This is a genomic window from Enterococcus malodoratus ATCC 43197, from assembly GCF_000407185.1.
Lineage (GTDB): Bacteria > Bacillota > Bacilli > Lactobacillales > Enterococcaceae > Enterococcus_A > Enterococcus_A malodoratus.
The window spans coordinates 856,735-870,202 of the sequence record NZ_KE136482.1; the positions used below are offsets into that span (position 1 = coordinate 856,735).

Here is a 13,468-nt window from a genome sequence, read left to right on the forward strand (position 1 = left end):
ATGTAGGAAAAGGGCCATCGAAAATGTAGGTTAGATTTAAAATCTGATATTCTTTTTCATGAAACCATTCAAGGAGAGTGACTCATGCGAAAAGATGTCTTAGAAGGAGTCTTACGACACATTATGAACGATATTCAACCTAACTATGCAGCCATGGCCAAGCAATATAATTGTGATTACCGAACAGTCAAGCGTTACTATGAAGCTGGAACTAAAGGGGAAGTAGAACAGATCAAAAAGAGACAATCTTCTGCTCCTCTTTTATTAAGCGGTTTTGAAGAAATTATTAAAGATAAAATGGAGTTAAGCTGTTCCGCTTCTTCAATTTATTATTTTATTAAGAAAAAAGGATATCAAGGTGGCTATACCACCGTCAAACGATATTGTCGGAACTATCGAGAAAAGCGTGTAAAAAAGGCAACCATTCGAATTGAAACGACGCCAGGTCTTTCTGCTCAAGTCGATTGGAAAGAAAATATTAAGATGGTGAGTAAACATGGTGAAGTCTTTTACTTCAATCTTTTTCTATATATTCTAGGCTATTCTCGCATGAAATACTTAGAGGTAACCTTTGATCGAACCCAAGCGAATGTCTTCAATTGTTTGGTCAATGCGTTTGAGTACTGCGGGAATGGTGTTCCTCAAGAAATTTGGTTTGACAATATGAAAACAGTTGTTGATAGAAGTAAAAGCCAATTTGGTCAAACCGTTTTTAACGAAAAATTTCGTCAATTTGCTAAAGATGCTGGATTCAATCCGATTGCTTGTCGCCCTTTTCGTCCACAAACCAAAGGCAAAGTTGAAGCTTTAGCTCGTACTGTTAACCGCTTAATGGTCTTTAACTACGAGTTTGAAAATGAGCAGGAGCTAAAACGAATCGTCTATGAGTTTATGAATGACTTAAATAATGAACGTTCTCAAGCAGTGAATAATCATCCCTCTAAGCTTCTTATAGATGAACAATCGGTGTTGCGTCCTTTCAATCGTTTATAATTAGTCAGATATGTTTCTAGAACCCAACACGTAATTAGAAAAGTTTCCATTGAATCCATGGTCCAATATCAAAACTCAAAGTATTCTGTTCCCGTGAAATATATTGGTAAAGAGGTAACTTTAGATGTCCGTAAGGACAGTCTATTCATTTGGTATGGCCATCAATGTATTCGCTCGCACCCATTAAGCAAAAAAACCTTAAATTATCAACGTGATGACTCTCTTGAGATTCTTCGATCTGATGTCTTCAAATACTTAGAAGACGAAGAGTTGGAGCGCTTTGTAGAAGAAAATTTAGATGCTTACGATGAATTATAAGGAGGCTCATATGTCAAATTACCATCAGTTATTAAATCAATTATCAGATTTAAATCTTACCTGTATCAAAGAAATTTTACCTGCCCATTTAGATGAAGTAGCTAAAAATGAACAATCTCTAGTTGATTCTTTATTTGAATTAACACATCAAGAAATTAGCTATCGTAGAAAGGAGACCCAAAGAAAAATTTTAAAACGGGCAATGTTTCCCTATCATAAACGCCTTCATGATTTTAACTTTGATTTTCAACCCAAAATCAAAAAAAGTGAAATTCAAGATTTAGTGACATTACGCTTTTTAGACACGTATGACAACCTTTTATTCATTGGAAATAGCGGTGTTGGAAAAACTCATTTAGCCGTTTCAATTGGTTTAGAGTGTATTGATAGAGGGCAGAGCTGTTTATTTATCACTAGTACAGAACTGGTTAATCGACTTATCCGGGCACATAAACGTGGGACAAGTGATACCATGCTCAAAAAATATGCGAGCTATTCTGTATTAATTATTGATGAAGTCGGGTATCTCCCCTTCTCAAAAGAAGGATCTAACTTACTGTTTCAACTAATTAATATGCGATACGAAAGAAAATCAACGATTATTACAACGAATATTCCTCTGTCTCAATGGTCCGAAATTTTTGGTAATAAGAAATTGACTAATGCTTTATTGGACCGATTGGTCCATCATTCTAAAATTATTCAAATTACAGGACCTTCCTATCGAATGAAAAGTTATAGTGAAACGAAAGGAAAAGAAACGAAACGATAAAGAGAAAACTACCTACAATTTCAATGGCCCAAAACCAACATTTTATTATGGCCCTTGACATTTGCATATTCCACCGCCTTTATTTTGTGAACTTTTTCAACATTCATTCAACGCTATGGCTTTTGTTATTTCCTTGCATGGGAAACAATTTGTTCCATTCTCGTCAAAATCGTTCGTAATATATATCGGAGTAAGATTCCCATTTTCTTCATGAATCGTAAAATAATCCTCTTGGTTTTCTCTACACACAATGTAGACACCCAGCGCTGGATTTTCCCTAATGAAGAATTCATCTGATTCAAAACCCTCTTCAGACAACATTTCTCTGATTCTAAATAAATGATCTTTTTCCAAACAATAAGGGATACTATTAATTCTTTCTTCAGTCAGTGATCCCTCAATCTTTCTCCAATCATCTAAGTAATTCTTCATTTAATTCCCTCTATTCTTTTTTTAGTAGTTACAATATTAGATCCTTTTATTCCAATTTTTTGAGAGTCGATGAATCAAACCCTAGATTTTTGATTCTTTCTCGGTAAAATCTATGCACTTCCGCATTTCGAGACATTTCTAATAAATGGTTCGTTTGAGCAACCTCATAAATACCAGTAATAGAACTCTCTACCTTATTAGGTGTATCACCTTTCTTTTGTAGCAAATCAAACCCGTCTAGCAGCATGGCTCCTTTTGGCGACTCTGATTCCACTACACTATATTTCTTTTCATTGTCTTCAATGGTTTCAACGACAAATAGCATTTGTTCCCCTTCTTTCTATAGAATTCATTAAGCTAAATGTGCCATCAGCTTTTTACGGGTGCTTTGACTGTAGGTGCTTTCTTGATTGGTCCCTGGTATTTTGATTGGTGTTTTTGTGCGTAAGCTACTTTCTCTTTGAAACTCATAGTTCCTGGTTTTTTCAACACCTTCTTAGAAAACGAACCTAAGTCAGCAGCTGCTTCTTTGATGATTGGCTGTAATGCCTGGGCGATCATCCGTTCATCTTTCACCTTAAAATACAGCCGGACACCGTTTGGATCTTCTTCAAAAGCAAATGAGATATTGTGTTTCCCCAAATGCTCTCTTACTTTATTCAAATCAACTTTTTGGGATAGAAATTGAACACTGATAGGATCTTTTTGATTCAACAATTTGTATAATTTTGTTTCACTAGGTGAATATCTCTCATGGATTTGTTTCCCCATGTACTCCACTTCAGAGCTTACTTTCAGTAACGTCTCTAGGAGTGTTTTCATCGTGCTTACACCATTTATATATAATGAATGAACTAATTCTTTTTGATCCATTCGTCACCTCCAAATAGAAAAAGCTGCCATTGCTGGCAGCTCTATAGGACTAGCATCTTCAATTATTCTCCAACTCGAATTCGTTGAAAATCGGTAATATCCGGAATTTCTTCTTTTTCTTTCTTTTGTTCTCTTGGTTCATCGATGTTTAAGTCTAACGAGCTGAAGCTTGATTCGATATTCTCCATCATCTTAGCAGACAACTCTTTTTGACGTTCTTTCAGTTCCGTCATCCGCTTGTCGTATATTTTCTTTAGGGCTTCTGTTTGTTTATTGTACTCGGTGCGGATCTCTTCTTCCGCTTTATTCTTGTATTTTTCATCTAAAAGAAGCGCTTTGGCAGAAATTTGATTATCATAGTCTTTTCTAATCCGTTCCATTTCTAAAGCATGACGTTTCTCTTCTTGTTCGATTGCTTTGGTTTGTTGATCAAATAAATCAAATTCCATTTTACTAACCGCAGCGTCTTTTTCAGCTTGTAATTTCGCTGTAATTGATGACTCTATGATTGAACGTTTGTCGGCTGCTACAATCTCAGCTTCAATCTTTTTCTTTTCGTCTAGCATGAACAGATCCATACGTTCTTGGAAGGTTAAATTGGACGCCGCCGCAGATCCGTATACTGCTTTTCCTTCCCCTGGTACCCCTAGCTGAACCGCATTTTCTTTACCTTCTACAACAGACTCAATCACTAACCCACTTACTGTAGGCGAAACCGGCTCGCTTGTACTATTTTTAGCTTCTTTTTCTTCTAATTGTTGCCTTAATCGTCGGATTTCTTCTTGTTGCTCTTTTTGAAGAGCAATCAGTTCTTGAATGTCGCTTGGTTGATAAGTAACTTGTTCCTTTTCTTCTTCAACCGGCTCTTCAGTTGATCGAATAGTAGGAACAGCTGCATAGCCCGCCTCACTATCATTTTGCTCCACGTCTTTTAGAGGCGGAAATGGTGGCGTTGGTGGTGCAACAAAAGCCGTTTCTTTCTGATTAGAACTACTTAAAAGTGTTTGATCGAACGGAATTACTTTTCGCGTATAAAAGGATTCCATCAACGAATCAAAATCAGTTTCTAAATCCATCGGAAATTCTATACGTTGCCCGTACAACACAACGCCTTTTTTATTTTGTTTGATGATCACTACTGAGCCGGAAGTATCTTCTTCTAAATGACGAGCATTTTCTTCTTCAGCCCAACAGATAAGATCCATAGCATCTTTCATTTTTTCAGGTGTTTCTACATTATAATCATCTGAAAATTCAAAACTATACTTCTTTTTAACGATCGAAAGGGGATTAAACTTCATCTGATTGTCCTCCTAAATTTGAATGGTTCTCCTCATTAACGACTTTTCCATTTGAAGAGGGTGACACCGCAGCGTTGTTGTTTCCAAGCATATTCATTAAGTCCTTCATATCCATTCCCTTATCAACTAATAGTTGGGAAACAATATCCATATCCAGCTGTTCTAACGTTGCCCGTTTTGTTTTGCAAATCTCGTTTTGCTTTTTAAGGGTTTGTTCCGCTTTTTCTAATTCTTTGGCCAGACGATTACGTCTTTTTTGTAGATCTTCAATTTTACCCAAAAGATGACCTCTCCTATTCTGTTTTTGATTCTTGTGTTTGAGAAGCCGCCGTTGATTCTTTTGTAACCGCTTCGGTTGTCTCTGAAGAGTTGTTCGTTGATTGACTGTCTTCAGTCTTAGAGCTTTCTTTTGTCTCGTTTTCCTCTTCATCTTCATAAGTATTCGTTCTCGCCGTTTCGCCGGTAGTTGTCAAGAAAATACGATTAATATTATTGACTTTAAAACGACCGTTTTCTTTAATAAATGTAAGCTTCAGTGTTTGCGTTTCAGGCGTATCTACCAACGCCCCTTCAGTCGTTCCTTTTTCCACTAGCTGGGTATTATGATATTTAACGTCAACTAATACAACCAGGTTCTCACTATCGATATAAACGTCTGCTTCATCAAACACTTGATTGACCACATAACCCTTGTATGCTTGATTGATGGGTAGATCCTCTATATCGGTTTCTTGTGTATACATCGATTTAGTCATGAAGGGTTTATACCTTGAACGATTTTCTGACAAATCCTTTTTCGTATAATAAGCGATCAAGAATGCCTCTACATCCTTTGTATTGAGTTGATTCTTTTTCGTCTTCTCTTCAATCGTATTTTTGGCAGTAGACGAAGCTTTTGTTTCTGTTTTATTCTCAGATTTACTGGTCAGCTGGCCGATGCCGAAACCTGTTAAGATTCCGGCAACCAGCAAAGCAACAATCGCCAAACGACTAATAATTTTGACCTTTTTTTCGTTATACATATCTCTTTCCTTTCTTACTTATTGATTCCTAAAACAACCGCCGGATCAAGTAAGCTCGCGACTGATAAATCAGTTGATTTTGAAATTTCTAAGTGTAAATGCGCACCAAAACTGTTACCGGTATTCCCTACTAAACCAACGATATCGCCTTGTTTCACCTTGTCGCCAACTTTTACTTTTAATGCAGAACAATGAGCGTAAAGACTTGTTTGTCCGTTATCGTGTCTTACTCGGACATGATTTCCCCAGGAGTAATGGAATTCTGCTGTGATAACAGTGCCCCCATCGATCGCTTTGATTGGTGTGCCCTGTGGATGTGCAAAATCAAGTCCTCGATGGTAATCTCCCATCGATCGCCAGCCAAAACCAGAACTAATATTTGGTGGACTAATTGGTAGAATATATTTCCCAGTGCTTCCTCCTGGATCGCTATCTGGATTCTCTTTGAAATACTTGTACCACTTTTCACCTGCTTCTACTCGTGCTTGCAGCTTATCACCAGGATTTCCTTCCCAACGAACTAAGAAGTCGCGGGTCAATTCAGCCACGCTGCTTCCTGATTCTCCACTCAATATTTGCTTGAAGATCGTTCGATATGCTGGAACGTCACCATTTAACATGAAGTCCATCTGTAAGCCTAGCGAGTACCACTTTTTCTTTTTTTCTTTGGCGAAATTCACCAGCAACGTATGTCGTGTTCCACCATCGGCCGTATCTGTCCACTGCCCTAGCCCTAAGCCTCGATGGACTATGTTTGGATACCGGCCATAAATTTGCATACCGCCAATCGCTAACCATGCGGGATCATCCCAGGAGTCTTTACTCGCTCCAACAGGGGGCGACAGGTAGTCTCCTTCCGCTCGCTTGGGATTGATACTGCTCTCAACAGAATAATTACCTAACATAGCGCAAATACCTTCTAATTTGTAGCCTTGTTCTGTGAGTTTACTGTAAAGGAAACGGGCATTTTCTAACTCGCCGCCTTCAGGATCAAAAGGTTCAGAAACGGTTGTTTTTTGTCGATAAGAAACACTGGGAAAATAAAAAGCGGGGTTCACCCGCCGCATTGTCTTTTTATCCTCGTCATATTTTTCGTAAGAGATCGTCAACTTGCTACCTGTTGCTTTGGCGACCAACTCTCCTTCTTGAACGACCGAACCGCTCTCCTGGCGTTTACCATAGACCCCTGTCAAAATCAGTCGAGAACCACGCTCGCCCTCTTCAGTGATAATGACTTTCTTTTGGTCTTCATACCACTTCACGTTTCCACTCATAGATGCTTTTAAATCTAAATCTTGATTTGTTTCAACTTCAATGCTGCCAAAATGAACGGCTTTATCATTACTGACCTCATAGCCAAACCTTCTAGTGATTGGCAAACTGTCAGTTTCAAAAGGCTGGCTTAACTGGCCATCTAACGTTGAATAGCCGTATTCATCCACGTTTTCCTTCATTTCTTCAAAATCATCAGAATCTAAATAGTAATCCGATTTTTTATCCTTAGCGAGATCGTACATGGATGTAAATTTGTACTCGTCACCTTTGGTATTATTCATCGATTCCCAAATGCCATTTAAATAATCACCATACGTCTTGAAAGAAAGGATATTCGTTCGCTCATCGATGGTATAGTCTTCAAAGCGATAATTCATATAAAACATTGTTTCATCAGGATTCGTGTAGAATGAATACGTATCATCGGAACGATCCGCATCCAGTTTCGTCATATGATTCCATGAATCGGTTAGATCGAATTCGTCTTGTTGGATAGGAAGTGGTGTAAATAGCGGGAAAAACATGAATATCGTAGCAATGAACATCATAATGCCGCCGATTATTAATAAATTTCTTCCCTTAAAGGGATTATTCAATACACGAATAATGGAGCTAACAAATCCTTGCGTTTTTCTTGCTGCTTGGGCGGCTTTGCTGGCTTGAAGTCGATTCCTAAAGTTCCGCATTCTTTTAGCTGTCTGTCGCAATTTCGAATATTCTTCAGGTGTCGTTTGAAACCCCCGTCCACGAATGAAATTATAGGAGCGATTGGACAGGCCATAAGCGCCCCTAGTCAATTTCATATTTACTCGATGACCACTTTTAACTAAATATTTTGTCGATTGATATGTGTTTGTTCGACGTCGGCCATCTTGTCTGAGCTTCACTGCTTCAGCTAACGTATCATGCTGATTCATTGATTCTTCAGCCTTATTTTTTGCAGCTGATAGAGCTTGCCGATTCACTTGTTTTGAAAGTCTTGAAGGGTCAGCTTTTTTGGTCTTTTTCAATACTTGTTTAGCAGTTCCGGCCTCTTCTTTGGCATTTTTTACGTCATTACCTGCTTTTTCGACTTCTTTTTCTAGCTTCTCTCTAGCAAATGTTTTCGCTCGAATCTCTTCAGCCGTTTTTCCACTTGATAGAGAATCTAATTTTTTGGATTCATCTGTATACGCTGCTCTTTGTTGATCTGTAACTTTGGATGAATGCTCTGCATTCAAAGCATCGAGCGATTGCTTCAGCTGCTTGTGTGTCTGAACTTTTGCTCGATACTTTTTTTGTGCTTCCTTGTATTCTCCCCTGGTATGCTTCACTTGTTTTCGTGAAGATAGATTGGCATTTTCTTTCATCTTTTGGTTTACGATGACTTTACGTTGCTTTTGTGCCGTTATGGTAGAACCGATCAACGTTTTCGGCTCTTTCTTTTGGGTCGATTCAGTGTCTTCTTGATACCTGTTTTTCTTTGAAACGGAATCAACTTTTACTTTTTGCTGAACATTCTTATTTTTCATAGGCTCATGCCCTTACGCCGCATCAGTATTCATCAGCTCAAACAGCTTCGTATTTTTGGGAATGATGTTCTCAAAAGGAACGATATTCCCACCGGCATAAATCAAACCTGTACCTTTTGGCACCTTCTCACCGGCGTATTTTTGTAACGATGGTGGAATCTTAACCACTCGTTTCAAGTGTTCCATATCGACTAATTTTTGGCGCAACAACACAATAAATTCACTATTTGAAATCATTTTCTGTCCAGCTGATTTTTCTAAAAGCGTGCCAACGTTTTGAGTTATTCCTGTTGTAACAGCTCCATACTTCCGAATCCGTGACCATAATTTGAAGAACCATGAAGCATTTTCTTCAGTATCAAAATTCAGCTGCAATTCATCAAAGTATAGATGGATCGTCAATTTATTTTGATAAGAAACGACTTGTTTCCAGACTTGATCCAAGATCACTTTCATAGCAAATGATTTCAAACGATCGTCTAAGTGCTTGATATTAAAAATAATAAATGGTGCTGTAAGGTCAACATTCGTTTCGTGAGCAAAAATATCTTGCGAACCAATTGTATAAGGTTCTACCTTAATGACCAGTTGTTGGGCGAAATCTTCCGGTTGTTCTTTCAAAATGCCATACCAATCTACTAACGTAGGTTGGCGATCGATTGTTTCAAACCGTTGGTAAGTTAATCGTGTTACTCGGTCAACCATGCTGGCCTCTTCATCCGAAAAACTTTTCAAAATGGACTCAAACAAACTTACTAATAAGTTGGCCTTCTCTTTTACTAGATCCACTTTTTTATCCTCACCATCAAGCATGGAAGAATCGGCCATATCTAAGATGTTTAAATGGTGATTCGTTCCTGAAGAAATATCCAATATCTCTGCTCCAAATGCTTTCCCAATGGGGGAATATTCATCCTCCGGATCAACGATAATGCAGTGTTCTTTCTTACGACCATCTTTCGTCTTTCTCATGATCGTAGTAAGCAAATCATAAATAAGCCCCCACTTGACGGTCATACCTTTTCCTGAACCGGATGTACCCAAAATCAATCCGCTAGGCGTGTTCAGATCGTTCTTACGATCGATCGTAATGATATTATTACTTAGTTGGTTCTGGCCGTAATACTTACCCGTTTCAGATTGAAGCTCCACATTCGTAAAGGGGATTTGTGTTGCTATATTACTGGTTGTCATATCACGCATATACTTCTTCTGAACATCCAAATAAGGCTTACCAATTGGTAAAATCGTATTCAATGCTTCTTCTTGCATTTGATAAATATCATCGAATTCAACACCTAGAGCCTGGGCTTGATCTTTTACGTCTCGGACAGCCTGTCTCAATTTGTCTCTGCTCTCTTCAACCAACATGACCGTAAAGACACCTGAAAACATCCGCTGCCCGTTCTCTTTCATTTCAGCAGCCAATTCTTTGGTTGTCTTGTCTACTTCATTGGCCAAGCCGGAAACCATGTCTTCTGAAAGACCTTCTTTAAAGTTTTTCTTCTGTTGGTTTACAATATCTGATTTATTTTGCAATTGTTTCGAAGTGAGGTCTTTCTTCGCCTGAACAATGTCGTAAGGGCTGGCATGAATAGAAATCGCTAATTCATGGCCACTCTCACAAATTTCGTTGATCAGTCGGTCTTCTAGGTTTTCGGGATAATCCCGAACATACATGACTTTTCCAAATTTATCATCGATCTGAAAATCATCATCAAAAAACTTCAAGCGGCCTGGTGCAACGAAGGCTTTACTCGATAATCCTGATAAGGCAATATCACGATAGGTTGTTGAGAAGTGTTTGCCTGGTCTTAAAATACTGCTCATGACCCGCATACGTTCCTCACCACTGCATTGAGTGAAATCTAAATTATTATCTGAATCATTGAATCGTTTTTCATAGTTTTTACCAAGTGTATTTAGTTGTCGATCCGCTTGTTTCGCTGTTTTCGACTTAGTGGTAAAAATCGCATATCGTTGCGTTTCGAAACTCTTTTGATCGTGCAAGAACCGGCTGCTAATAATATTGTTGATCTCTGCTCTGTAAATGTCGTACGGATCACCTTGTGGCTCTAATAAGATATTTTCTAATAAGCTTGATTTAACACGCTTATTTAAGACTAAAAGCTGGTATTTCGATTGCTTATCCAATGAATTTAACGCTTCCGCATAATTGATCACAACATCTAATTTATCGTCTTCACTAGCGACTTCATAATCTAAATTTCCCAGCTTGAACATCTTCGAATACTCATTATCTACAATGTGCATCAAACCTGACTCAAAGTTACTGGTATATTTTAATGTGTTTTGTGTTGTTGCGGCATTCTGAATCAACCGTTTCTTCTTACTTTTTTCCGATTTTGTCTGCCTCCGAGACATTTTTCTTTTGAACAAACTCATGCGCTGCATACCTCCGTATCTGGCCGGTCTCATAGTACCGGTCTTGTTTCTTCATAAAAAAATCCAGCTTGTTTTTGTACTCTTCCCATACACCTAAACCTTTTAATACCGGCGGAACAATTAAAAAGAACCCTGTCACGAATGACAAGATCCAAAAAGTAAAATCGTTCAAATCTAAAAATGCTACAAAAAGCATAATGATTGATAATCCTGGAATTATTTGTAAGATCATTTTCTTTTGCCGCTTATTTAGGCCAGATTTACCAACAGGTTCATACTTTGATAGATCCATATGGAATTTCGATTGAATTGCCACAAGTTATCCCCCCATCCATTCTTTTGCTTTTCTTTGTGATCCAACCAACACCATGATAAAGATCACGCCTTTGCATATCGTCAAGAACATTGCAGACAAGTTCTCTAGCCAATCCCCTTTAACGACCAAATCTAGCATGTCATTTGTTGCGACTGCCGGATAAATGGATAGGATTATGATGATCAATATCCCTTGAAGTGCTACCGCAGTGAACATTTTGATGAACTTCATTGTAATTGGCCGCCATTCGTCATTAACGAAAAAGGCCACTAACAAAGGTGCAGCAGCCTTAAAGATATACAATTCGATTGCTCTGAAGAACACAAGTATTTTGGTGACAATCTCCGCAAACCAGCTGACAAATTGTGCCAAAGCGCCCATACTACTAACAATCATTTTTTGAACGCCTTTTAACTTTCCTTTTATTTCTGGAACTGAAAAGTCTAAATCCGATTTTTTAGTAGAAATATGACTAATGATATTGCCAGCAGCATTCACTATCCAAACGATTGAATCAAAGATTTCATCTGTAAACATGATCAGACAGAATCCTACAAAATATTTCCAAGTAACGGAAATAAACAATTCTAAACCTAGACGATTCTGTTCTACTTGCATTCTTCGAGTCGTATTATTCAATTCGATGTACATGAATACTCCAAGAATGACCATTGCCACTGGAATGATTCCTTTTGAGATTTTTTCTACTAATTGATTCACGGCTGGATTGTATTCATCAAGACTGGATAGCAGCTGAGTTAGCGTTGAGCCGTCTATCTTCATAAGCTACTTCCTCTCTCTTAAAACCTAATTGCCCCAACTGCGGCGATAATTGCGGCTGTGATCCCTCCGGATATAGCTGCCATTGCTCCGCCCATGATCATTGATTCGATCCCACTATCCATCTTTTGAGGATTTTCATTTTTTCTACCTGAGAAAAAGTTTAACGCACCTGTCAAAACACCAAATAATCCGATTACCGTCATGATTCCTCCGATAACCCCAATCATTTTAATTACAATATCCATTTACTTTACCTACGCTTTCTTAGATTTATTCTACGTCCTCTTGATCTAGGATCGTGTCGTATTCTTCCTGGCTTAAAAAGCTTTCCACGCTGTATTGAATTTCACCGTTATACTCGCCTTCCTTGATCTTTATATACACTTCTTTGCCTGTCATAAAGTTGGCTGTCTGTTCGTTGTAATCGAAATCAATATCGGGGATCTCGCAGCCATTATCTTCAATACTTGATAGAATGTAGCCCAAACTCTCTTCCGTAAAATCATTGCCGAATGTTAAAAAAGAAAGGCTACTCTCTTCATTCGATCCGGCAACAAAAATCATGAACATATCGGCCCCTTTTTTGGATCGCTGCATGACAACTTTCTCAATCACTGCTTCATGAATCCCAGGAGTAAAGGGGATCTTTTCTTCTCGATTTCTTTCGGGCTTTTTATACCTCATTTCTGAATTCCTCCATTACCGTTTATTGTGTAACCTTTGCACGAACGATCAAGCGATTCGGCGTGTTTTGATTGCTGCTATCGCAAGTGATCAATGTCAACACACCCTTTTGATTTTTCGTGTCTTCCATGTAGTGTGTCTCACTTTTGGATACAACTTTTATTTCAGTGACTTCATAGTCAGCTTGTTTCCCCTGGTAGGTCACTTTAATGCCGTTGCCTTTTCTTAAATATTGAATCCCTCCAAATAGCAACCCTCTATTTGTCATGTAATGCCCTAATAGAACGAAGTTCTTTTTCCCAGGGATCTGTCCTTCTTTCGCTGTACCGGCACCAACACTTAAATTTGCTTGCGTTGGCCCTTCTAAAATAGGCAATGCCATAGAAATAGCTGGTATTTCTAATAGACCCATTCCGTAATCATTTACTTGCTTGATCGGATCAACTTTTTTTAAATCTCTTGGATTTAAGGTGTGTACGTCAGCAGCTGAATAATCTGCTGCTACATCCTTACTAGGATTCTCCTTAGTTTTCTTTAAAACGTGTTCTGTCGCTTGTTTTTGTGCGGCATAAACATCTTTTTCAAAGTCTCGCTGTTTGAAAAATAGCATTGAAAAAGTAACAAATGCCGCAACGCCTAATAAGCAGCAAACAATCAATACACGTCGTGCGATTGGAGAGTTTGCAAAAAATCGCTTCAAAAGTCGGAATTTTTTCCGAATAGTCCTCACTGCTGCACCTCCTCATAAATAAAAAAAGAAGGAGAATTAACTCCTTCTTTGA

At 38.3% G+C, this 13,468-nt stretch carries 14 protein-coding genes and 1 pseudogene; 2 read left to right on the plus strand and 13 right to left on the minus strand.

Features of this window, described 5'->3' with window-relative positions; genetic code table 11:
* Window positions 1-84 precede the first annotated feature (84 nt).
* Both istA and istB read left to right on the plus strand, forming a co-directional pair.
* Window positions 85-1,311: pseudogene (istA, locus tag I585_RS13975) on the plus strand (IS21 family transposase).
* A gap of 10 nt (window positions 1,312-1,321) precedes the next feature.
* Window positions 1,322-2,083: an IS21-like element helper ATPase IstB gene (gene istB / locus I585_RS13980; protein WP_003129321.1), complete on the plus strand. Its 762-nt coding sequence runs from the start codon at window positions 1,322-1,324 to the stop codon at window positions 2,081-2,083.
* Between the two features lie 96 nt (window positions 2,084-2,179).
* Here istB and I585_RS13985 read toward each other — a convergent pair whose 3' ends face one another.
* From I585_RS13985 to I585_RS22680, 13 genes are all read right to left on the minus strand, one after another.
* Complete coding sequence (locus I585_RS13985; protein ID WP_010742434.1) at window positions 2,180-2,515, minus strand: hypothetical protein; 336 nt, start codon at window positions 2,513-2,515, stop codon at window positions 2,180-2,182.
* Window positions 2,516-2,561: 46 nt separating this feature from the next.
* The gene (locus I585_RS13990) at window positions 2,562-2,840 is read right to left on the minus strand and encodes a hypothetical protein (RefSeq protein ID WP_010742435.1); all 279 of its coding nucleotides are present in this window, start codon (window positions 2,838-2,840) and stop codon (window positions 2,562-2,564) included.
* Window positions 2,841-2,884: 44 nt separating this feature from the next.
* Window positions 2,885-3,388, minus strand: a complete 504-nt coding sequence (locus I585_RS13995; protein ID WP_010742436.1) for a DUF3801 domain-containing protein — start codon at window positions 3,386-3,388, stop codon at window positions 2,885-2,887.
* A gap of 62 nt (window positions 3,389-3,450) precedes the next feature.
* Window positions 3,451-4,689 carry a hypothetical protein gene (locus tag I585_RS14000; RefSeq protein ID WP_010742437.1) on the minus strand — a complete coding sequence of 413 codons (1,239 nt, stop codon included), beginning with the start codon at window positions 4,687-4,689 and terminating at the stop codon, window positions 3,451-3,453.
* The gene (locus tag I585_RS14005) at window positions 4,679-4,969 is read right to left on the minus strand and encodes a hypothetical protein (RefSeq protein ID WP_010742438.1); all 291 of its coding nucleotides are present in this window, start codon (window positions 4,967-4,969) and stop codon (window positions 4,679-4,681) included. The genes I585_RS14000 and I585_RS14005 overlap by 11 nt, the downstream gene beginning before the upstream one ends.
* A 13-nt stretch (window positions 4,970-4,982) precedes the next feature.
* Window positions 4,983-5,711 carry a hypothetical protein gene (locus I585_RS22675; RefSeq protein ID WP_010742439.1) on the minus strand — a complete coding sequence of 243 codons (729 nt, stop codon included), beginning with the start codon at window positions 5,709-5,711 and terminating at the stop codon, window positions 4,983-4,985.
* Window positions 5,712-5,725: 14 nt separating this feature from the next.
* Window positions 5,726-8,497, minus strand: coding sequence for a phage tail tip lysozyme (locus I585_RS14015; RefSeq protein WP_010742440.1), 2,772 nt, complete (start codon window positions 8,495-8,497; stop codon window positions 5,726-5,728).
* A 12-nt stretch (window positions 8,498-8,509) separates the two neighbouring features.
* Window positions 8,510-10,903, minus strand: coding sequence for a VirB4-like conjugal transfer ATPase, CD1110 family (locus tag I585_RS14020; protein ID WP_010742441.1), 2,394 nt, complete (start codon window positions 10,901-10,903; stop codon window positions 8,510-8,512).
* Window positions 10,848-11,219, minus strand: a complete 372-nt coding sequence (locus I585_RS14025; RefSeq protein ID WP_010742442.1) for a hypothetical protein — start codon at window positions 11,217-11,219, stop codon at window positions 10,848-10,850. The genes I585_RS14020 and I585_RS14025 overlap by 56 nt, the downstream gene beginning before the upstream one ends.
* 3 nt (window positions 11,220-11,222) lie before the next feature.
* Complete coding sequence (locus tag I585_RS14030) at window positions 11,223-12,002, minus strand: VirB6/TrbL-like conjugal transfer protein, CD1112 family (protein ID WP_010742443.1); 780 nt, start codon at window positions 12,000-12,002, stop codon at window positions 11,223-11,225.
* 17 nt (window positions 12,003-12,019) lie between these two features.
* Window positions 12,020-12,247, minus strand: a complete 228-nt coding sequence (locus tag I585_RS14035) for a hypothetical protein (RefSeq protein WP_010742444.1) — start codon at window positions 12,245-12,247, stop codon at window positions 12,020-12,022.
* A 25-nt stretch (window positions 12,248-12,272) separates the two neighbouring features.
* Complete coding sequence (locus tag I585_RS14040; protein WP_010742445.1) at window positions 12,273-12,686, minus strand: hypothetical protein; 414 nt, start codon at window positions 12,684-12,686, stop codon at window positions 12,273-12,275.
* Window positions 12,687-12,708: 22 nt separating this feature from the next.
* Complete coding sequence (locus I585_RS22680) at window positions 12,709-13,416, minus strand: class A sortase (RefSeq protein ID WP_010742446.1); 708 nt, start codon at window positions 13,414-13,416, stop codon at window positions 12,709-12,711.
* Between the last annotated feature and the right edge of the window lie 52 nt (window positions 13,417-13,468).